The 20,100-nt window shown below is 60.9% G+C and carries 18 protein-coding genes and 1 other RNA gene; 6 read left to right on the plus strand and 13 right to left on the minus strand.

The features are described 5' to 3' along the window. Positions 1 to 139 precede the first annotated feature (139 nt). Positions 140 to 856, plus strand: a complete 717-nt coding sequence (locus FFS30_RS09750; protein ID WP_137912950.1) for a 2OG-Fe(II) oxygenase — start codon at positions 140 to 142, stop codon at positions 854 to 856. A 31-nt stretch (positions 857 to 887) separates the two neighbouring features. On the opposite strand, the gene dapB is transcribed toward FFS30_RS09750, so the two are convergent. The 7 genes from dapB to hrcA form a co-directional block, all read right to left on the minus strand. Further along, positions 888 to 1,709 (minus strand): 4-hydroxy-tetrahydrodipicolinate reductase, encoded by an 822-nt coding sequence (gene dapB, locus FFS30_RS09755; protein WP_137912951.1) that lies wholly within the window; start codon positions 1,707 to 1,709, stop codon positions 888 to 890. A gap of 40 nt (positions 1,710 to 1,749) precedes the next feature. Continuing rightward, entirely contained in the window at positions 1,750 to 3,756 is a 2,007-nt protein-coding gene (locus FFS30_RS09760; protein ID WP_137912952.1) for an enterotoxin, read from the minus strand. Positions 3,757 to 3,814: 58 nt separating this feature from the next. Then, positions 3,815 to 4,939, minus strand: a complete 1,125-nt coding sequence (gene dnaJ, locus FFS30_RS09765) for a molecular chaperone DnaJ (RefSeq protein ID WP_137912953.1) — start codon at positions 4,937 to 4,939, stop codon at positions 3,815 to 3,817. 66 nt (positions 4,940 to 5,005) lie between these two features. Continuing rightward, positions 5,006 to 5,602, minus strand: coding sequence for a TMEM175 family protein (locus FFS30_RS09770; RefSeq protein ID WP_137912954.1), 597 nt, complete (start codon positions 5,600 to 5,602; stop codon positions 5,006 to 5,008). Between the two features lie 70 nt (positions 5,603 to 5,672). Beyond that, positions 5,673 to 7,589 (minus strand): molecular chaperone DnaK, encoded by a 1,917-nt coding sequence (gene dnaK / locus FFS30_RS09775; protein WP_137912955.1) that lies wholly within the window; start codon positions 7,587 to 7,589, stop codon positions 5,673 to 5,675. A gap of 84 nt (positions 7,590 to 7,673) precedes the next feature. Further along, positions 7,674 to 8,222: a nucleotide exchange factor GrpE gene (grpE, locus tag FFS30_RS09780; protein WP_137912956.1), complete on the minus strand. Its 549-nt coding sequence runs from the start codon at positions 8,220 to 8,222 to the stop codon at positions 7,674 to 7,676. A gap of 109 nt (positions 8,223 to 8,331) precedes the next feature. Continuing rightward, positions 8,332 to 9,393, minus strand: a complete 1,062-nt coding sequence (hrcA, locus tag FFS30_RS09785) for a heat-inducible transcriptional repressor HrcA (RefSeq protein ID WP_137912957.1) — start codon at positions 9,391 to 9,393, stop codon at positions 8,332 to 8,334. A 220-nt stretch (positions 9,394 to 9,613) separates the two neighbouring features. Between hrcA and recN the strand changes: the two genes are divergently transcribed. Next, on the plus strand, positions 9,614 to 11,305 hold the full coding sequence (gene recN / locus FFS30_RS09790) for a DNA repair protein RecN (RefSeq protein ID WP_137912958.1): 1,692 nt from the start codon (positions 9,614 to 9,616) through the stop codon (positions 11,303 to 11,305). Between the two features lie 83 nt (positions 11,306 to 11,388). Here the strand turns inward: recN and fur are convergent, their stop codons facing one another. Beyond that, entirely contained in the window at positions 11,389 to 11,796 is a 408-nt protein-coding gene (fur, locus tag FFS30_RS09795) for a ferric iron uptake transcriptional regulator (RefSeq protein ID WP_137912959.1), read from the minus strand. 94 nt (positions 11,797 to 11,890) lie between these two features. On the opposite strand from fur, the gene bamE reads away from it, so the two are divergent. After that, positions 11,891 to 12,346: an outer membrane protein assembly factor BamE gene (gene bamE / locus FFS30_RS09800; protein WP_137912960.1), complete on the plus strand. Its 456-nt coding sequence runs from the start codon at positions 11,891 to 11,893 to the stop codon at positions 12,344 to 12,346. A gap of 124 nt (positions 12,347 to 12,470) precedes the next feature. On the opposite strand, the gene FFS30_RS09805 is transcribed toward bamE, so the two are convergent. Both FFS30_RS09805 and FFS30_RS09810 read right to left on the minus strand, forming a co-directional pair. After that, positions 12,471 to 12,782: an RnfH family protein gene (locus FFS30_RS09805; protein ID WP_137912961.1), complete on the minus strand. Its 312-nt coding sequence runs from the start codon at positions 12,780 to 12,782 to the stop codon at positions 12,471 to 12,473. Beyond that, on the minus strand, positions 12,775 to 13,203 hold the full coding sequence (locus tag FFS30_RS09810; protein WP_137912962.1) for a type II toxin-antitoxin system RatA family toxin: 429 nt from the start codon (positions 13,201 to 13,203) through the stop codon (positions 12,775 to 12,777). Before FFS30_RS09810 ends, FFS30_RS09805 begins: the two co-directional genes overlap by 8 nt. 100 nt (positions 13,204 to 13,303) lie before the next feature. Between FFS30_RS09810 and smpB the strand changes: the two genes are divergently transcribed. Together smpB and ssrA are read left to right on the plus strand one after the other, a co-directional pair. Continuing rightward, positions 13,304 to 13,786 carry an SsrA-binding protein SmpB gene (gene smpB, locus FFS30_RS09815; protein WP_137912963.1) on the plus strand — a complete coding sequence of 161 codons (483 nt, stop codon included), beginning with the start codon at positions 13,304 to 13,306 and terminating at the stop codon, positions 13,784 to 13,786. Between the two features lie 72 nt (positions 13,787 to 13,858). Beyond that, positions 13,859 to 14,212: a transfer-messenger RNA gene (ssrA, locus tag FFS30_RS09820) on the plus strand. Positions 14,213 to 14,646: 434 nt separating this feature from the next. Here ssrA and FFS30_RS09825 read toward each other — a convergent pair. After that, positions 14,647 to 16,794: a S53 family peptidase gene (locus FFS30_RS09825; protein WP_171014546.1), complete on the minus strand. Its 2,148-nt coding sequence runs from the start codon at positions 16,792 to 16,794 to the stop codon at positions 14,647 to 14,649. A gap of 369 nt (positions 16,795 to 17,163) precedes the next feature. After that, positions 17,164 to 18,078, minus strand: coding sequence for a 5'-nucleotidase (locus FFS30_RS09830; RefSeq protein WP_137912965.1), 915 nt, complete (start codon positions 18,076 to 18,078; stop codon positions 17,164 to 17,166). Between the two features lie 220 nt (positions 18,079 to 18,298). On the opposite strand from FFS30_RS09830, the gene FFS30_RS09835 reads away from it, so the two are divergent. Beyond that, the gene (locus FFS30_RS09835; protein ID WP_171014547.1) at positions 18,299 to 19,288 is read left to right on the plus strand and encodes a DUF535 family protein; all 990 of its coding nucleotides are present in this window, start codon (positions 18,299 to 18,301) and stop codon (positions 19,286 to 19,288) included. Positions 19,289 to 19,308: 20 nt separating this feature from the next. On the opposite strand, the gene FFS30_RS09840 is transcribed toward FFS30_RS09835, so the two are convergent. After that, positions 19,309 to 20,076, minus strand: a complete 768-nt coding sequence (locus FFS30_RS09840; protein WP_249352354.1) for an NAD kinase — start codon at positions 20,074 to 20,076, stop codon at positions 19,309 to 19,311. Positions 20,077 to 20,100: the final 24 nt, after the last annotated feature.

Here is a 20,100-nt window from a genome sequence, read left to right on the forward strand (position 1 = left end):
CTCGGGACCGTGTGCGGGTTGCGGGCGAGTGCGAATGATACCGGCGCAGGGTACCCCCTGTCCATTGTGCGGCGGGCATTTCCACGGAATATTTATGGCGGCGGCGTTAGAATCCGGTGAACCGAGAACGAGTGTTTCCATGTCCGCCGTAGCTTCCGCCGCCGCATCGACCGTCCTTTTCGATCCCGCGCACCTGGATCGCGCCGATACCGTCGTGCGCGAAGCGCCGTTCCGTTTCCTCGTCGCCCACGACCAGTTGCCGGCCGCGACGGCGGCAGATCTGGAGCGCGATTTCCCCAAATATTCGAGCGCCGGCTTTTTCCCTTACGAGGAAAAGGACTGCGGTCCGAGCGTCAACGCCCTGATCCGCGAGCTCGTCGATCCGGCCGTCGCGAGCGCGGTCGGCGCGCGCCTCGGCATCGACCATCTCGGCCAGTATCCGACCTTGGTGACCCTGTGCCGCTTGCTCAACAAGCGTCACGGCACCATCCATACCGACAGCCGTTCGAAGGTCGCCACCGCCCTGCTCTATCTCAATGAGTCCTGGCCGGACACGAGCGACGGCTGTTTCCGCTTTCTCAACCGCATCGACGACGTCGACGATCTCGCCGCGCCTGAGATCAAGCCGCTGTATGGGAATTTCGTCGTGTTCAAGCGCGCGGACAATTCCTTCCACGGCCATCTTCCCTACGAGGGCGAGCGCCGTGTGATCCAGGTCGCCTGGCTGACGAGCGAGGACGAAAAGCTGCGCAAGACCCAGCGCGGAAAATTCTCGCGCCTATTCAAAAAACTGTTCGGCTCGCTCGACAAGAAGTTCGGCGCCGGACGCGACAAGAACGCCGCGCACAAGGATTAGCGCAACACCAGCCCTTCGCCGCCGGAACGGTTTATTCGCTCGGCGCCAGCGCTTCGTCGAAGCGATATCGCCGCGGTTCGCGATGGGCGAGCCAGACTGCCGCGACAAGCGCACCGCGCGCGAAGATGTCGCGGTCGGTCGCGCGATGAATCAGTTCGATGCGTTCGCCGCGGCCGGCAAAAATCGCCGTGTGCTCACCGACCACATCGCCGCCGCGCAGCGTCGCAAAACCGATCTCCCCGGACGGACGCGTGCCGATCTGGCCGTGGCGCGCGTAGCGCGCATGTTCGGCAAGCGCGACCGCGCGGCCCTCCGCGGCGGCATAACCTAGCGTCAGCGCGGTTCCCGACGGCGCGTCGCGTTTGAGTCCGTGGTGCATTTCGAGAATCTCGCAATCCCACTCGGGCAATACCTCGGCGGTGCGCCGCACGAGCCGCGCCAGCATCGCAACCCCGAGGCTGAAATTGGATGCCCAGAGCACGGGGATCGATTTCGCCGCGCGATTGAGCGCGTCGAATTGCTCGTCGCTGAGGCCGGTCGTGCCGCTGACGAAGGCGAGCTTGCGCTCGACAGCGAGGGCCAGCGCGGCATCGAACGCGTGCACGCCGCTGAAATCGACGAGCACCTCGGCGTCCACGTCGGGATCGAACGCGTTGGCGAAATCCACGTCGGGCGCGTCGTCGCCGTAGACGCGCGACAGCGGCTGGTCGGCCAGCCCGGAAGCCGGGCGTACCAGAGCGCTAGTCAGGATCGCGCGATCGGATTCGAGAATGGCGCGGATCACCGCCTGCCCCATGCGGCCGCCGGCACCGTAAACGACGATGCGAATCGGAGAAGTTTTGGCGTCGGTCATGCCCACATCTTAGCTGCTTTCCGGCCGCGGCAAAGCGCGCTCAGGGCTTCGGCGTCAGATCCCAGACGAGGACCTGGAACGGTTCGAGGCGGATTCGCGCCGGCGCAGCCGCATCGAGCTCGCGCGCCTCGCCCTGCACGTAGGGCGATTGCGCCCGGAACCGGGCCGCCGCCTTCGGAGGCAGTTCCAGCACCGCGCTCAGATCCAGCTCGAAGTCCTGCGCCGTCTCGCGCGGATTACGCAAGGCAATCACGGCACGCTGCGGCGACCACGACGCCCAGCCGTAGACCTCGCCGCGCGCAGGATCGCCGCCGATCCAATGGCTGTCGCGCAAGGTGTCGGCGCGTTCGCGCGCCCATTTCGCTGCGTCGGCGAGCACGTCCCAATCCGCGTCGCTGAGCAGATCGGGAGAAATGTACATTTCCTGCAGTCCGGTGCCGCTGGCGAAATACGAGCGCACCTCGTCGGCAAAATCGGACGGCTTCGGATTCACGTTAAGCCCACGCGCATGCCGCGCGTAGACGATGCCGTGGAGCATCAGGGAATTGAGCGGAAACAGCGGCCCCTGGCGAACGATGCCGCCGTAAGTATCGGCATCGCGATACGTGATCCAGCGCTGGCGGTCGTCGCCGCGGCCGGCGAATTCGTGATCCTCGCCGCCGCGCCAGATCGAATCGGCCGTGCGCAGCCAGAACGGCGACGGCCAAGTTCCCGTCGTGAGATTGATGAACAGATCGGGCTTCACTGCACGCAGGTCGCCGATCAAAGCGATCGCCGCGGCGAAGTCGCTGTCTAATTCGCTGCCTTTCGTGACCTTGTCGGGACTGCCCGTGCCGTCGAGCTTGAACTGGTTGATGCGGTACTTGCTCAGCAGATCGAGCGCGGCCTGATGAAACAGCTTGTAATACTTCGGCCCCGACAAGGCGAGACCCTGATCGTCGACTTCGTAGCCCTGCGCCCTCGCCGTCGCCAGACGCTCGGCGCGAGGCGGTCCGTAGCCGCCCCAAGGAGAAAGCCAGACGCCGGGCTCCGCCCCGGCCGCTTCCGCGGCCTTGGCGACCGACGTGAAGCCATCGGGAAAACCCGAATTGAACTGCCACAATTTCTTGTGATCGTCCCAGCCGTCGTCGAAGAGAAAGGAATCCAGCTTCACGCCGCGCTGCTTGCCGAGCTTTTCCGCGTAAGCGCCGATCGCGTGTGTCGCATCGTCCTGCGTGTACGGCGTGAAGTAGCCGATGTCGTACCACGAGTTGTAGTGCAGGAAGGTCCGATACGGATGCGCGCGCTCGCGCTCAAGGTAAGCAAGGAAAGTCCGCCGCAACTGGCCCGGCACGCTCACTCCGAATACCGTCGAGTAAGTCACGGCCACGTTCGCGCGTAGCGGCAGCACGCGCTTGACGAAGACCTGCGCATGCCCTGCCTCGATGCGCGCTTCCGACATCGGATGCTCCACGCCGAAGAAGCGCGTGTCGGAAATCACCGGCGAACCCGCCACCGTCCCTGCAGTCCAGGCGTCGCCGAGATGCTGGTCGACCAGTGTGATTCGCGCGACATCGACATCCTTGTTCGAATCGAAGGCGAATTCCTGGCGAAAATAATTCCCACCGTCGCGCAACACGGCCTGCCAGTGCACGGTCAAGCCGGTCGCCGCATCGATTAAATCCGCCTTCAGCGCCACACCGGCGAACCGGCTGGCCGCGCGCGACGACTTCGGCTCGGCCTTGAGTGCAATGCAGGCGAGCTTGCCCTGCAGCTTGAAACGACTCGCTGAAACAACTGTCTTGTCGCGCAAAACCAGCGTGAACAATTCGCCTTCGAGCTTATGAGCAGTGCCGTCGAAACGATTGTCGAACGCCAGCAAGCGCAACGCGCCGCTTTCATTCGTAACCGCGAAACGCAGCGCTGCATTGGCCAGCTCGCCGCCGCTCTTATCGATACGGCACTGCGCTTTGCCTGGATCGGAAGGCAGCCAGATCGGATGGAAATCGTCGGCGGCAGCGGCGACCGACGCAACGGAAAAGAGAGCCAGCGCGATGAAAAACTTCATACGCGCATGGTAGCGCAGGAAACTCGGCTTCCCTTCTTCGCAAAGAAGGGAAGCAAGGTCAGGTCGTCACGCGATCCCAGAACTGCTTGACGCTGTCGAGCCAGGACGACGCGCGCGGCGTATGCGCGGAATGGTCGTCGCCGAAGCTCTCTTCGAACTGCTGCAGCAGCTCGCGCTGGTGCCTGCTGAGTTTGACCGGCGTCTCGACGACGACGCGGCAGAGCAGATCGCCGACATGGCCGCTGCGCACGTTCTTCACGCCCTTGCCGCGCAGCTTGAACAACTTGCCGGTCTGAGTTTCGGCCGGAATCTTGATCGTCGCTTCGCCGCCGAGGGTCGGCACTTCGAGTTCCGCGCCGAGCGCGGCCTGCGAGAAGCGGATCGGCACCTCGCAATACAGATCGTCCTGCTGACGCTGGAAGATCGGATGCTCTTTCACCTGCACTTCGACGTAAAGGTCGCCCGGCGGTGTGCCGGCCGGCCCAGCTTCGCCCTCGCCCGAGAGGCGAATGCGGTCGCCCGTATCGACGCCGCTCGGAATCTTCACTTCGAGGCGTTTTTCATGCCGCACGCGACCTTCGCCGCGGCAGCTCTTGCACGGATTCGCGATCGACTTGCCGCTGCCGCCGCAATGCGGGCAGGCCTGCTGGATCGAGAAGATGCCGTTCTGCATGCGCACGCGGCCGTGGCCCTGGCAGGTGCCACAGGTGGACAGCTTGCCGTCAGACGAACCCGAACCGTCGCACTTGTCGCAAGCCGCAAGCGTCGGTATGTCGATGGTCTTCTCGACGCCGAATACGGCTTCCTCGAGATCGAGGTCGAGCATGTAGCGCAGGTCGGAACCGCGACGCTGACGGCCACCGCGGCCGCCGCCAAAAATGTCCGAGAAAATGTCGCCGAAGATGTCGCCGACGTCGGAGTGGAATCCGCCTCCACCGCTGCTCCCGCCCATGCCGTGCTCGAACGCGGCGTGGCCGTGGCGGTCGTACATGGCGCGCTTCTGCGCGTCGCCGAGCACTTCGTAGGCTTCCTTGGCCTCCTTGAAGTGCGCTTCGCAGGCCTTGTCGCCCGGATTGCGGTCGGGATGGTGTTTCATCGCCAAGCGACGGAACGCCTTTTTCAATTCCTCGTCGGAGGCGTTGCGCTCGACACCGAGGACTTCGTAGTAATCACGCTTGCTCATACGCATCTATCTCTGCGCTCGTCCCTGATCGCGGTGGTCAAAAGGCGGCCGTCCCGACCGCACTGTTCAGTTGGAAACATGCTTCTCGATCCTTCGATCCGGGATCAGCCACAACGCCGCCACGACGGCATACAGCACACACGAAACGATGGGCTTGAAATAGGCAAACACAATGCCCGCGATATAGAGAATCGGCGAGACGGTCGTCTTCCAGTCGCCGCGACCGCCGATCGCGACGGCCAGCGCGCTATCTTTGCCGCCGTTGCAGGCAATCAGGCAGCGGGCCAACGGAATCCACGACAACGCAGCCATCAGCAGCACGAAGCCGTAAAGCGCGGTCGGCGTCTCCGCCGGGAACTGGTTGTCATGCGCCTCGTTCAGCCAGGCGGTCGTGAACGGGAACAGTGACAGCCAGAACAGGAAAAACAGGTTCGCCCACATCACCTTGCCGTTCACGCGTTCAACCGCATGCAGCATGTGATGATGGTTGTTCCAATAGATGCCGACGTAGACGAAGCTGAGCACATAGCTCAGGAACACCGGCCAATTGCCGAGCAACGACGACAATGTCGCTTCGTGCGGCGGTTTCAGTTCCAGCACCATGATCGTGATGATCACGGCGATCACGCCGTCAGTGAACGCTTCGAGCCTGCCTTTTCCCATAGCCCCTCCCCGGTTTCGCAAAACAAATCGGGGCCATGACAGCCCCGATTTGCTTGAAGACAGTGCAATTTTACTTCTTGTCTTTGACTTCGGTGAATTCGGCGTCGACGACATCGTCCTTCGGCGCCGAACCACCGGCCTGCGCACCCGCGTCGCCAGCCGGACCGCTCTGGGCCGATGCCGCAGCAGCCGCAAGCGACTGCGCCGCCGACTCGAGCGCGGCGATCTTCGATTCGATCGCGTCCTTGTCTTCGCCCTTCATCACTTTTTCGAGGTCAGCGAGCGCCGTCTCGATCGCGCCGATCTGGCCGCCGTCGACCTTGCCGCCGTGTTCCTTGATCGCCGCGCGCGTGCCGTGTACGAGTTGGTCGGCCTTGTTGCGCGCACCGACGAGTTCATGGAACTTCTTGTCGTCTTCCTTGTTCGCCTCGGCGTCGCGCACCATGCGCTGGATCTCGTCCTCGGAGAGGCCCGAACCCGCCTTGATCTCGATGCGCTGCTCCTTGCCGGTTTTCTTGTCCTTGGCCGAGACGTGCAGGATGCCGTTCGCATCGATGTCGAACGAGACTTCGACCTGCGGCATGCCACGCGCGGCAGCTTCAATGCCCGCCAGATCGAACTTGGCCAGCGACTTGTTCGCGCTCGCGCGCTCGCGTTCGCCCTGCAGCACGTGCACGGTGACCGCGGTCTGATTGTCCTCGGCGGTCGAGAACGTCTGCGACGCCTTGGTCGGGATCGTCGTGTTCTTGTCGATCAGCTTGGTCATCACGCCGCCGAGTGTCTCGATGCCGAGCGACAGCGGGGTGACGTCGAGCAGCAGCACGTCCTTCACCGTACCGCCGAGCACGCCACCCTGGATCGCCGCGCCCACGGCCACGGCCTCATCCGGGTTGACGTCCTTGCGCGGCTCCTTGCCGAAGAATTCCTTGACCGCTTCCTGCACCTTCGGCATGCGCGTCTGGCCGCCGACCAAAATCACTTCCTGGATGTCGGAGACCTTCAGACCGGCGTCATTGATCGCCGTACGGCACGGCGCGATGGTCTTTTCGATCAGGTCGCCGACCAGGGCTTCGAGCTTGGCGCGCGTGAGCTTGATGTTGAGATGCTTCGGACCCGACGCGTCCGCCGTGATGTACGGCAGATTCACTTCGGTCTGGTGCGCGCTCGACAGCTCGATCTTTGCGCGCTCGGCCGCGTCCTTGAGACGCTGCAGCGCGAGCGAGTCGTTCTTGAGGTCGACGCCGGTATCCTTCTTGAATTCCTCGACAAGATAGTCGATCAGGCGCTTGTCAAAGTCTTCGCCGCCAAGGAAGGTGTCGCCGTTCGTGGCAAGCACCTCGAACTGCTTCTCGCCGTCGACTTCGGCGATTTCGATGATCGAGACGTCGAACGTGCCGCCGCCCAGATCGTAGACCGCGATCTTGCGATCGCCGCCCTTCTTGTCGATGCCGTAGGCCAGCGCGGCCGCGGTCGGCTCGTTGATGATGCGCTTGACTTCGAGACCCGCGATGCGGCCGGCGTCCTTGGTTGCCTGGCGCTGCGAATCGTTGAAGTACGCGGGCACGGTGATGACCGCTTCGGTCACCGGCTCGCCGAGATAGTCTTCGGCGGTCTTCTTCATCTTCATCAGAATCTTCGCCGAGATTTCCTGCGGCGAAAGACTCTTGCCGTCAGCCGTCGCCAGCCACGCATCGCCGTTGTCGTGCGCGAGGATCTTGTACGGCACGAGATCGAGATCTTTCTTCACTTCCGCGTCGGTGAACTTGCGGCCGATCAGGCGCTTCACCGCGTAGAACGTGTTCTTCGGATTGGTCACCGCTTGACGCTTCGCGGTCGCGCCGACAAGGACTTCGTTGTCCTTGAACGCGACGATCGACGGCGTAGTGCGATCACCTTCGGAGTTCTCGATCACGCGCGCGGTCGTGCCCTCCATGACGGCTACGCACGAATTCGTCGTACCCAGGTCGATACCGATAATTTTGCCCATGGCGTTTGCTCTCTAATTCAAAGGTTTGCGGTGAACACCGCGACTGATTGCGAAAATGTGGTTAAACCAAATTTAATTCAAGGCTCAGGACGCCTTGGATACGGTCACCAGCGCGGGCCGCAGCAGACGTTCGTTCAGCACATAGCCTTTCTGGATCACGGCGACGACGGTGTTCGGCGCCACGCCGGCGACATCGACCATGCTGACCGCCTGATGTTGCTCGGGATTGAACGGTTCGCCGGCAGGGTCGACCGCCTTCAGGCCGTTGCTCTCGGCGACCTTGATCAGCGCCTTCAGGGTCAGTTCCATGCCCTCGCGCAGCGCCTTCGCATCGGCCGTCTCGATGGCCAAACCGCGTTCGAGACTATCGCAAACAGGCAGCAGGTCGCCGAGCACGCGCTCGTTGGCGAACTTGCGCGCCTGTTCCAGATCGCGCTGCAAGCGCTTGCGCTGGTTTTCGATCTCCGCGCGCTCGCGCAGCAGCAGTTCGCGCATCTCGCCGAGCTTGGTTTCGTACTCGTTGATCAGCTTGCCGAGCTCATCGCCTTCGGCCGGCGTCGCACCGAGGTCGTTGGCCGCCTGTTCGGCCGGCGAATTGCCGTGCCGGTCCGGATGGGTGTTTTCTGTAGTCACGGTCACTCCATAAGCAATACGCGGCCCGCAGCCGATGCTGCTTGCCGTAAGCAATATTTTACCCCACCCCGGTTATGAGGCCGTATGCCCCTGATTCAAGACGATACGTTCAAGAGGATACGGCCAAGGCGCCCGAAAGGATCTGCGCCGTCGCCTGCACGACCGGAATCACGCGCTGGTACGCCATCCGCGTCGGTCCGATCACCCCAAGCACGCCGAGCACCCTGCCCTCGACCCCGTACGGCGCCGTGACCAGACTATAAGCGCCGAGCGGATTAAAGCCCGATTCCTCGCCGATGAACAGACGCACGCCCTCGGCGCGCGAGCAGTTTTCGAGCAGATTGAGCAGATCGCGCTTGCGCTGGAACGCCTCGAACAGCTCGCGCAGGCTGTCCATGTCGGGCGCCACCTGCGCACCCATCAGGTTGACCTGGCCGGCGACGAGCATGTCCGCATTTGCCTGGGCCGGGAACGCCTGACTCGTCACGTCCGCCGCGGCGACCATAAGCTGATGCAGGCGCACGCTGGTCTCGCGCATCTCCCGCTTCAGGCGTTCGCGAATCTCGCTCATGCGCAGGCCCGCATAGTGCGCGTTGAGGAAATTCGAGACCTGCTCCAGTTCGCTCGGCGAATACATGTGCTGCGTGATGATCACGCGGTTTTGCACTTCGTTGTCGGCGAAGACCAGGATCACGAGCACGCGATTGCCGCCGATCGCGACGAAATCGATATGCCGGAATGGAAATTCCTCACGCTTCGGCACGGTGACGACGCCGACGAAATGGGTCACTTCGGAAAGCAGCGAGGACACCCCGCTGAGCAGGTCCTGGGTCGCGCCCTGGGTCGGTAATTCGCGGCGCAGCGCGTCGACCTGCGGCTCGTCGAGCGGCTTGAGTTCAAGCAAACTGTCGACGAACACACGATAGCCCTGGGCGGTGGGAATTCGGCCGGCCGAGGTGTGCGGGGCGGCCAAAAGCCCGAGTTCTTCGAGATCGGCCATCACATTGCGGATCGTCGCCGGACTGACGTCGAGCCCCGAGTTTTTCGCCAGCGTGCGCGAGCCCACCGGCTGACCGTCGGCGATGTACTGCGCGATCAGCGCACGCAGCAATTGGCGCGCGCGCTGGTCAAGATGGTGACTCGATGAAGATTGGCCGATATAAGCGGACATAGGCTCGTGGTTGCTGCGGCATGGCGACGCTAGCAACGGAAACTGTCAGGGTCAATATGGATTTTCCACCGCGCCGTTCAAGCGCCGGGCTTTTCTGCATGGATCGCCAAAAACGATCCGCGGAAGGTGCCAGCGCGCCTGCCCTTTTCCGGCACAACTGCCTTGGCTGCATTCGCGCTGCATGATAGCGTGCGCGCGCCGATCCACCCTCATCTCTCCCATGCTGCAAACCTTGTTCGTCAAGGACTTCGCCATCGTCGGCGAAGCCGAAATCGCCTTCGAATCGGGGCTGACCGTCGTCACCGGCGAAACCGGCGCGGGCAAGTCGCTGATGGTCGACGCTTTATTGCTGCTGGCGGGCCAGCGCGCGGATGCCGGTGTGGTGCGCCACGGCAGCGAGCGTGCGGAGCTGATCGCGGATTTCGACCTCGGCGACGCGCCGGCCGCCGCGGCGTGGCTGCGCGAGGAAGAATTCGACGACAGCGACACTTGCCAGTTGCGCCGCGTGATCCGCGCCGAAGGCGCCTCGCGCGCTTGGATCAACGGCCGGCCGGCGACCCTGGCACAAATGCAGGCGCTCGCGGAACGGCTGATCGAAATCCATGGTCAGCACGAACACCAGGCCCTGCTCGACAAGGCGAGCCAGCTCGCCTTGCTCGACGCATTCGGCGACCATGCCGCCCTGCTCCAGCCGGTTGCCGCGCTGGCCGGGCGCTGGCGCGACATCGACACGCGCATGCGCGCATTGCAGGGCGGCCAGGACCATTCGGAACGCATCGCCCTGCTGTCGCATCAAGTCGAGGAACTCGACCGGTATGCGCTCGAACCTGCTGAACTCGAAACACTCAACGAAACCCACAAGCGCCTCGCCAATGCCGGCCATTTGATCCAAGGTTCGAGTGCGCTGGCTGACCTGCTCGACGGCGACGGCGAATTCAATCTGCTGCGCCTGATGCACCGCGCGCAAAGCGAAATCGTGCGGCTAGCGCAGACCGATCCCGAACTCGCCGCCACCGGCGAACTGCTTGATGCCGCGGCGGTCCAGCTCGACGAGGCGAACCGCGCCTTGGCGCGCTATCGCGATGCGCTCGACCTCGACCCCGACAAGCTCGCCGAGGCCGAGACGCAAATCGCCAAGCTGCACGAGCTCGGTCGCAAGCACCGCGTGCCTGTCGCCGAACTCAAATCGCATGCCCAGACGCTGCACGAAGAACTGGAAGCGCTGCAAGGCGCCGGCGCGACGCTGGCGAAGCTCGAACGCGAACGCAGCGCGGTCGAACGCGACTATCGCACTGCGGCCGCGCAGTTGTCCTCTGCGCGCGCGGCGACGGCGAAAACCTTGAGCAAAAATGTCAGCGCCCTGATGAGTGAACTCGGCATGGCCGGCGGCCGGCTCGACGTCGAGATCGAGCCGCTGGAGAAAACCACACCCGATGCACAGGGCCTGGAACGCACCGAATTCCTGGTCGCCGCCAATCCGGGCCAACCCGCACGCGCGCTGCGCAAAGTCGCCTCGGGCGGCGAGCTGTCGCGCATCAGCCTGGCGATCGAAGTCGCGGCGCTCGGCTCGGACGACGCCAGCGCCGACGCGATCGCGACGATGGTATTCGACGAAGTCGATACCGGCATCGGCGGCGCAGTCGCCGAGGTCGTCGGGCAGAAACTGCGCCGGCTCGGCCGGCATCGTCAGGTCCTGTGCGTCACCCATCTGCCTCAGGTCGCCGCGCAGGGCCACCGTCATCTGCGCGTGGCCAAGTCCAGCGACGGCGAAAGCACGCAGACGCAGATTGAGGCGCTAAGCGAAAAAGCGCGACGCGACGAGATCGCGCGCATGCTCGGCGGTGTCGAAATCACGCGCGAAACACTGGCGCATGCCTCGCAGATGTTGAAAGCGGTGAGCGGTGAGCGGTGAGCGGTGAGCGGTGAGCGGTGAGCGGCAAAAGCATCGTTATCTGCGATGCGATTGCAAACTCTTCGGGCTCACCGCGAGGCGGCTTACTTCTTTTTCTTCGCCCGCACGTAAAGCACGAGTGAGTGCTCTTCGATCGTGTAGCCGTGTTTGTCGGCGATCTCTCGCTGAAGGCGTTCGATGTCTTCGCTCACGAATTCGATGACCTTGCCGCTGTCGAGGTCGACCATGTGGTCGTGGTGCTTGCCGCGGTCGATTTCGTAGACGGCCTGGCCGCCCTCGAAATTGTGTTTGACGACGAGCCCGGCCGACTCGAACTGAGTCAGAACGCGGTAGACGGTTGCAAGACCGATTTCGTCGTCGTGTTCGAGCAGATGCCGATAAATGTCTTCCGCGGTCAGATGCTTGCCGTCGGAGGCTTCGAGGATTTCGAGAATCCTCATGCGCGGATGCGTGACCTTGAGCCCCGCCTTGCGCAGATCTTGAGTTTCCATATGAGTACCACCTGAATGCAGGGCGCTCGTCGCGCGCCCGCTGGAGCCGGCGGCTAGTGTATCATCCTGAGCTTTCCGCACGATCGCGAAACCCATGAAGCAGTCCAGTCCGAACACCGTGTTGCCGAAACTGTCGCGCGCCATTGCACTGGCCGCGCTCACGTTCGGACTCGGCGCCTGCAATCCGATCTACCAGCTCGACATTCAGCAAGGCAATCTTTTTAGCAAAGCCCAGGTCGAATCGCTCAAGCCGGGTATGACCAAACGTCAGGTCATGCTGACGATGGGCAGCCCGTCGGTGGTCAACCCGTTTCAGCAGAGCCGCTGGGACTACATCTCCACGTACCGCCGCGGCAACGGCCGCATGGAAACGAAAGATTTGACCTTGTTCTTCGACGGCGACAGCCTGACCAAGATCGATGGCGACTACTTCGCTGAAGAACCCGCCGAGCTGATCCGCCTCGCTACCAAGTACAAGCGCCAGTATCCGGATGAGAAGCGTCCGGACGAAGACAAAAAGAAGCGCGGCGGCGACGACGGCGGCGCGTAACGAGCTGCTGCCGGCCTGCTAACGGGGTTCTTCAACCTCTTCGTTGCAGACGAAATTCCCGGAACCTACTCGTAATCGACCAGCGACTTTTTCTGCGCTGGCCAGCGACTTTTTCTGCGCTGGGTTACTTTCGACGTTGCTGTGTCTCCGCTCGGCGGCGGCGCGCTTGTTTCGGATCGATTTTGAGCGGACGGTAAAGCTCGATGCGGTCGCCGTCGCGCAACGACGCATCGGCATCGACAAGGCGGCCGTGAATACCCAGGGCGGCGGGTTCGAACTCGGCCGGCAGCAACGCGCGGATACCGGAGGCGGCGATCGCCTCAGTCACCGTGGCGTCGCCGGCAACTGCGGCGTCGCGCGTGATCGCCCCGCTCGCATCGGCATACACGACTTCGACGCGGATAGGCAAAGGCGCAGAGGCCGGCGAATCAGACATGCTCGCGATCGGCCTCGCGGCAGAATTCGTCGACCATGCGGTCAGCGAGTTTCTGGAATCCGGCGCGCAGCACGGGGCTCATCAGCCCGGAGTAGTCGAAATCGAGCGCCAGGGCGATCTTGCAACCGGCGTCGCCGAGCGGAGTGAAAGTCCATCCGCCGTGCAGTGCGCGGAATGGGCCTTCGACGAGCTGCATCGTAATGCGCTGCGGCACTTCGAGCGTGTTGCGCGTGGTGAAACTCTGCGTCATCGCGCCGAGGCGCAAGTCGAGCCGCGCGGTCAATGCATCGGGCTCGCGTGCCAGCACATGCGCGCCCGAACACCAGTTGAAACGTCGCGGATATGCCTCGACTTCGTTGACCAGATTGAACATGTGCGTACAGCTGTGACGCACGATGGCGCTGCGGCGGATGCGGATCATCGGGCCCGCCCGAAGAAAAATGTATACAATGTGCGGCCGTGCATGCGGTGATTCTAATGCGTAAGGCTTGATCCCGCATCGCGCCGCGAGAAAAAGAAAAATGGCAAAAGACAAAAAGAAAACCGATTCGACGATCGCGCTCAACAAGCGCGCGCGGCACGAATACCACATCGACGAGCGCTACGAGGCCGGCATCGCCCTGCAAGGTTGGGAAGTCAAAAGCCTGCGCGCGGGACGCATCAGCATCGTCGATGCCTATGCGATCGTGCGCAACGGCGAGATCTTCCTGTTCGGCGCCTCCATCCCGCCGCTGCTCTCGGCCTCGACCCACGTCGTCGCCGAAGACCGGCGCACGCGCAAGCTGCTGCTCAATCGCGCCGAGATCGACAAGCTGATCGGCTCGGTGGAACGCAAAGGCTATACGTTGGTGCCGACGGCGATGTACTGGAAGGCGAACCGCGTCAAAGTCGAACTCGGTCTCGCCAAGGGCAAGCAGGAACACGACAAGCGCGCCTCGGCCAAGGAGCGCGATTTCGCGCGCGAAAAGCAGCAGGCAATGCGAGCGAGAAACCGCGCCGGCTGAACAATTCTTCCAACTTTGATTGAACGTACGCGCTTCAGCCCAATATAATTGACGAACCAGCGTTTGTTTCCCGGGGGTGACATGGCTTCGACGGGGATATCGAAATCGCTTGGTGCATGCCGAGGGGGCAGCTTTCCTCGTTAATCCAGCCGCAAACTTTTAGTTGCCAACGACGACAACTACGCTCTGGCCGCTTAAGGCCTAGCCCCGAACCCGCTTGTGTCTGTGCTCGCCGGTGTAGGGTCACTATCACGGAATCGCTGATGATCGCCGCCAGTCGGTCCTCGGCTAACTCTTAACTAGCTGGTCCTGCGGTGCGCTTCGCACGCCGTGTTGCCGCAGGACGAGATCAAACGGCGAGCTATGCATGTAGAGCCAGGGACGTAGCGTCTTCGGACGGGGGTTCAATTCCCCCCACCTCCACCATTTATACTTACTTCAACATCACGCAACATCACTCAAACCGCGCTACGGCGCGGTTTTTTCTTGCCCCGCAAGTTAATAAAGTCAAAGGCTTGCATATGTACGGCGGACGGTTTCGGCCTAGATGGTCGTACTGCCCCTTCCCCACCGCTTTCCTCCAGCTCTCAGCGACCTTGTAGCCGTGATTCTTGATCGTCACAGCAGCCTCAGACCGCTGCGATGCAGATTACGATCTACCTTCGGCGAATTTTAATTTCCTCATAGCATCGGGCCTCCTCAGGACTCGAGTATCGTCATACGCCCCTACTGCGAATAGTCATATTTCTGGCAATGGTCTTGTCGAGGTATCACCGACTCTATCCCCCATCAATGACGAGATGTTCGGCGTATGCGGACCTGGAAATGCCCATGAATATATTTATCTACGATATTCCCGATCATTCTGAACAAGCCGAATCGCTGGAAGAATCGCACTCATCATCTAAAACAGACATAATCGCAGCAGCACTTACCGACGGCCGGACCGGCGATTTTGGCCAAGCGCCTATCAGATTACCAGCATTAACAGAACCCAATCCCGTAGCAAAATCCCATCCCACTGTTGCAGGCCATGCAGGGGAATAAGAAGACGTGGACAATGACATTACCCCAATAGTCCCAGATGGCGGAGAACCAAAAAAACAACCACTCGCGCCCGAGATGCAAGGAAAATCGGTATCACCTTGCGTGATGTCGTAAAAAACACAGGCGCTTGACGGACTACTCGTAGAATTGGAATTGCAAGCGCTGGCGCCAAGCCTTTGATACTGAGTCCCTGCGATCTGGTAGTAAATGGATGCAGGATTGCCCCAATTCGCCAAGGTTTTTTGATTCACCAATGCTTGAATGCCTGCCATAAGCGGCGAGGAAGCTGAAGTACCGCCTGCACCTTGGAGAGGATAGTTCGGGAGATTTCCGCAAGGCGGCGAATAATTTCCTGAATCGCATAGAAAAATACCACGCGCGACAAGCGCTACGTCGGGAGTGCCTCGCACTCCATCGTTCGGTATTCCCGGCACATTAGCCTGCCATACCGGCTTATTCCAGCCCGCGCAATTGCCACTACCCGTTCGCACCCCGCAAGTGCTGGGACCTCCCCCTGATACAGAGTTGAAGGCCCAAGCTGAATTGCCACTTCGATTGCAATACCCTCCGCTACCATAAACAGTAGCAAAACCGTTATAATTTGCAGCAATCTGATTTGCGCAATTCGTATTCCAAGGTAATTCAGGAATATAAGATTGGGCTGACTGATATCCATTTGAGTTCGACCCATTCCACAGTGAACTGACCGTTCCATCATTGAAGAACGTGCCATAGAACTGTGTCCCGCCAACGGCGACGCTGTAGGGAGTAGAAGCGAGCCCATTTACAGTATTAGAAGTGCTCGTGCCTCGTCCTCCGCCATCGCCAGATGCCACAAAAATGGAAATTCCCTGCGCGACCGCTTGCTGGTAAATAGCAATAAATCCACTTAGGAATGTCGTCTGATTTTCTTGCTGAATATAGCTCAAGCTAATTATGCCAGGAGGAGAATTCTGATTAACTAAGCCCATCAGCGTTACCAAAAGTGGATCCGTAGAATTCGACTTGCAAGTGGCGGCCAGAATCGTCGCACCAGGGGCCGTTATCATGACCATCTCGGGATCCATGACTGATTCAACTTCATCGCTGTAGTAAATGCCCGGCCCCGGATCGGCACACCCACCCGGATGAACTAAACTGACACTACCCGGGTATTGGCTTAGGCCAAATGTCGAACGAAAAAGTGTCCAGTCATTTGTATCTTTAGGGTTAGCATAATTAACTGTAGCAACCACGACCCCCTGCCCCGTATAACCGGATTGGAATAGCGGATTCAAATTATAAATTGCGGCAATATCCGCAGGTGAAACCGCGTGATCTGAATTAGGATAAGTGAATGCGGGAGCCAACCTTTGCCGAATTGCGGAGCTTGCACGAAAGTCGCCAATTGGTGCAATGCTCATGATTGCCTGAGAAAGCGTCGCCGGCACTTTGAAATTAGTTATATTTGCGTAGTGCTCGTCCCCGTTCATTTCCAAAAAATGAATTTCGCCACCCAGATGCTTTCTTACCTGTCCTGCGCTACCTGAAAAATCGATCATTACAGAATTTGGGTATACTTTATTGACTACAAACCCATTTTTTGTCAGCCAGTTTGTAATTTCAATCAAATCGCTTGATGCCAAGCCGAAACGATCACCAAATTCCTGAGCCGTAAGCCAGCGATGATAGTTTGACGAATTTTTGTCATGTTGCTCTTCGATAAATTTAGCTAAAGCCACTTCTCTTTCCGGTGATCGTTTCAGCATCAGCAGTATATGATCCAGTGAAAAATCATCAGAAATTCGCCCATGATCGTTCGCAGCGAATACTTCCGATTGAACACCGTCGGGCAACGTAATCTGCTTTGATGCATCAATCTTTTGATTAATCAGCGATCTCGCAGACAAGTCCGCAGACAAAGCCGAGTCAACAAAAACAAGTGAAGAAATCAAAACTATCCATATATAATGCACATTCACCCTAATTCTCATATGCCTTATCCTGGGAAATTACCTAAATTCAAATCACCCGACACCTTAGCACTATATCTCATAACTCACAAATTTTCATATTATATTACCACCATGTTTTAAATGAGACGCAATTCGATGCTAAAGCAGGTCACGCTCTAACAGCTAAACTCATGCGTTTTATCTTCCCTCGCGTCGATCTGTTGAGTTTGACTCAGATTCGCCACTGTTCCCGCGTAATCGCCCCACAAAGACCTCCTGCGGCTACAGTACAGAACCAATTTGACAGATCCCTCCTGAGTTACCCCGCCGGGCAGCCAGCCTCGATGATCTAGTCGAACACGTTTTCCATGGCTGAATCGCCGCTCAAACGGATTCCTATCGAAAAAACTTCTCATTGGATACGCCGTGCGGCACATGCCCCGTGGCGACGTGGCGGCGCGCCGATTCGACGTTGTGTGCCGAATCGTCGAAGAAGATATCGGCACCGAAGGTCTCCAGGAACGGGCCTTTGTCGCGGCCGCCGAGAAACAGCGCTTCGTCGAGGCGCACGCCCCAATTGCGCAGGGTCAGGATCACGCGCTTGTGCGCCGGCGCCGAGCGCGCGGTGACGAGCGCCGTGCGGATCGGCGAGTTGTGCTCGGGAAAGGCGTCCTGCAATCGATGCAGTGCGGCGAGGAAGCCACGAAACGGGCCGCCGGAAAGAGGCTGATCGACGCGCTCGACCTCGTGCCGGTGAAAGGCCTCGACGCCCTGCTCCTGAGAGACACGCTCGGACTCGTCGCCGAAGATCACCGCGTCGCCATCGAAGGCGATGCGCAATTGGTTCGATGTCGCGGCCGGCGCTTTCGACGGCAGGATCGTCGCCGCGGCGATGCCGGCGTCGAGCGAGCGCTTGACGCTTTCCGGGTTCGCCGAAAGGAACAACTGGGCGCCGAACGAATGCACGTACGGCGCAACCGGCGCGCCCGAGGTGAAAGCCGCGCGTGCGATGTCGAGGCCGTAATGTTCGATCGAGTTGAAGATGCGCAAACCCGTGTCGGCCGAGTTGCGCGAGAGCAGGATGACCTCGACGCGCGGCGCCTCGGGCCGGGGCGGATTGAGCCTCAGCAGCTTCTGTACCAGTGGAAACGCTATTCCCGGCACGAGCGCGTCGTTTTCGCGCTTGCGCTGGTATTCGTGGAACGCGTCCAGGCCTGCGTCTTCGAACACGGCATGGCTTTCGGCCATATCGAACAGGGCACGCGAAGTGATTGCGACGATAAGGCGGTCGGCAGAGTCGTTGTCTTGCATGTTTCGATGTTAACCCAGGCCGGCCCTACCCCGGTTTGACGACGCTGCGACGCCATCGCCGTCCGTGCCGTCTAGACGCAGGCTGAATGCACTATTTTTGCACAAGTGTATTCTTATGTAATTTGACGTAACCTGCGCTGCAGTCGGCCCATCATCCATCAAAACAAGTGCCCGCAGCGACCGGTCCATGCCGATCGCGCAGGGTAGGTCCCGCCCCGCCATGACCATCGAACCCCGTTCCCAGACCCTGACGCCTCTTCAGGCGTGGCTCACCCCTGTAGCAACCGACCCCGAGAAGCCGCGTCGTGCGACCCTACTCGACTATGCACGGCGCGCATATCCAAGCGGACACAAGCGCTTGCTGAAGCGCGCGCGCTTCCTCGTACGTGCGCTGGGACATTACCGCTTGCACGACGCCTGGCTGCAGCTACTCGAAGCGCCGGCACTGGGCCCCATGATCGCACGTACTCCGCAGTTCTGCGCGAAGATTCAGCACGACTATGTGATCGCCGGCATCGGCACGGCCGGACGTCTCACACTCGCGAGCGGCCATTTCGATACCTTCCTGCACCGCGTGCCGCGCATTCTGACCGCGGCGATCTATGTCGGCTCCGGCCTGCGCATCGCTTCGATCGAGACCGCGGAGAACTGCTACGAACTGCGCCTGCTCCACCTGCCGCATTGCTGGCAGGAAGGCGAAGTTTCGATCGGCCTGTTCGAGGACTCACACCTGATCGGCTCGCTGACTTTCGTGCTCGGCGGTTCCCATGATTTTTCCCGCTCGCTGCCGCCCGGCGAATCGGCGATGGCCATCGGCGGCATCCAGGGTCTGCACGACGGCGACGGCCAAAACGTATTCCGCCGCGCGACCAAATCCATGCATGGATTGCGCCCATTCTCCCTGCTGATCCATGCCGCGCGCACCGTAGCGCGCAGCCTCGGCGCCACGCGCGTGCTCGCCGTGGCCGATGCGCGCCATGCGCTGCGCTACAAGCGTTCCAAAGGCAAAATCCGCCTCAGCTACGACACGATCTGGCTCGACCACAGCGCTACCGCCGTTGACATGGGCGTGTTCGACCTCGGTTTGGTTACGGTCACGAAAGACCTTGCCGACATTCCGAGCCAGAAGCGTGCGCAGTACCGGCGCCGTTATGCGCTGACCGATACGGTCGATGCGGAAATCCGCGCCGTGCTCAAGCTCTGCGGCTGAGCGCCGCGGGCAATGTCGTCTCAGTACGCGAACTGCTCGTTCAAAATCCGGTCTTCGAGATTGTGCTCCGGGTCGAACAGCAGTTCGACGGTGCGGTCGCGCGACTCGCGTACGATCACTTCGACCACGTCGCGCACCTCGTTCGAATCGGCCGTCGCACTGACCGGCCGTTTGTACGGATCGAGCACTTCGAGCTTCACTTCGGTACCGGCGCGCAGAATCGCCCCGCGCCAGCGGCGCGGGCGGAACGGACTGATCGGCGTCAGGGCGAGTACATCGGCCCCTAGCGGCAGAATCGGCCCGTGCGCGGAAAGGTTGTACGCGGTCGAACCGGCGGTGGTCGAGACGAGGACGCCATCGCACATCAGCTCATCGATCTTCACCGCACCGTTGAGCGAGACGCGGATATGCGCGGCCTGCTTGGTCTGGCGCAGCAGCGAGACTTCGTTGAAGGCGAGCGAGGTGGTCGTACCGCCCGACTCGCCGACCGCCTCCATCACGAGCGGTTTGAGCAGCGTCGGCTGCGCACGCCCAATGCGCTCGATCAAATCGTCGATGCGAAACTGGTTCATCAGAAAGCCGACCGTGCCGAGCTTCATGCCGTACACCGGCTTGCTCAGCGCCATATGCCGATGCAGCGTGCGCAGCATGAAGCCGTCGCCGCCGAGCGCAACGATGACTTCGGCCTGTTCGAGCGGCACTTCGGTGTACTGCTCACGTATCCGCGCGAGCGCGCTCTGTGCTTCTTCGGTGCGGCTGGCGACGAAAGCGATGGCGGATCGGGTCACGACAGCTCCGTGCAAGGATCGTGG

Origin of the sequence: Rudaea sp. 3F27F6, assembly GCF_005503555.1 — a bacterium.
Lineage (GTDB): Bacteria > Pseudomonadota > Gammaproteobacteria > Xanthomonadales > Rhodanobacteraceae > Rudaea.

Bases quoted from the DNA above. Each gene is read 5' to 3' on its own strand.
- dnaK (WP_137912955.1), bottom strand. From the start codon at position 7,589: ATGGGCAAAATTATCGGTATCGACCTGGGTACGACGAATTCGTGCGTA.
- FFS30_RS09770 (WP_137912954.1), bottom strand. From the start codon at position 5,602: ATGGGAAAAGGCAGGCTCGAAGCGTTCACTGACGGCGTGATCGCCGTG.
- recN (WP_137912958.1), top strand. From the start codon at position 9,614: ATGCTGCAAACCTTGTTCGTCAAGGACTTCGCCATCGTCGGCGAAGCC.
- dnaJ (WP_137912953.1), bottom strand. From the start codon at position 4,939: ATGAGCAAGCGTGATTACTACGAAGTCCTCGGTGTCGAGCGCAACGCC.
- FFS30_RS09835 (WP_171014547.1), top strand. From the start codon at position 18,299: ATGACCATCGAACCCCGTTCCCAGACCCTGACGCCTCTTCAGGCGTGG.
- fur (WP_137912959.1), bottom strand. From the start codon at position 11,796: ATGGAAACTCAAGATCTGCGCAAGGCGGGGCTCAAGGTCACGCATCCG.
- FFS30_RS09810 (WP_137912962.1), bottom strand. From the start codon at position 13,203: ATGATCCGCATCCGCCGCAGCGCCATCGTGCGTCACAGCTGTACGCAC.
- dapB (WP_137912951.1), bottom strand. From the start codon at position 1,709: ATGACCGACGCCAAAACTTCTCCGATTCGCATCGTCGTTTACGGTGCC.
- FFS30_RS09830 (WP_137912965.1), bottom strand. From the start codon at position 18,078: ATGCAAGACAACGACTCTGCCGACCGCCTTATCGTCGCAATCACTTCG.
- FFS30_RS09805 (WP_137912961.1), bottom strand. From the start codon at position 12,782: ATGTCTGATTCGCCGGCCTCTGCGCCTTTGCCTATCCGCGTCGAAGTC.
- FFS30_RS09750 (WP_137912950.1), top strand. From the start codon at position 140: ATGTCCGCCGTAGCTTCCGCCGCCGCATCGACCGTCCTTTTCGATCCC.
- hrcA (WP_137912957.1), bottom strand. From the start codon at position 9,393: ATGTCCGCTTATATCGGCCAATCTTCATCGAGTCACCATCTTGACCAG.
- FFS30_RS09760 (WP_137912952.1), bottom strand. From the start codon at position 3,756: ATGAAGTTTTTCATCGCGCTGGCTCTCTTTTCCGTTGCGTCGGTCGCC.
- smpB (WP_137912963.1), top strand. From the start codon at position 13,304: ATGGCAAAAGACAAAAAGAAAACCGATTCGACGATCGCGCTCAACAAG.
- bamE (WP_137912960.1), top strand. From the start codon at position 11,891: ATGAAGCAGTCCAGTCCGAACACCGTGTTGCCGAAACTGTCGCGCGCC.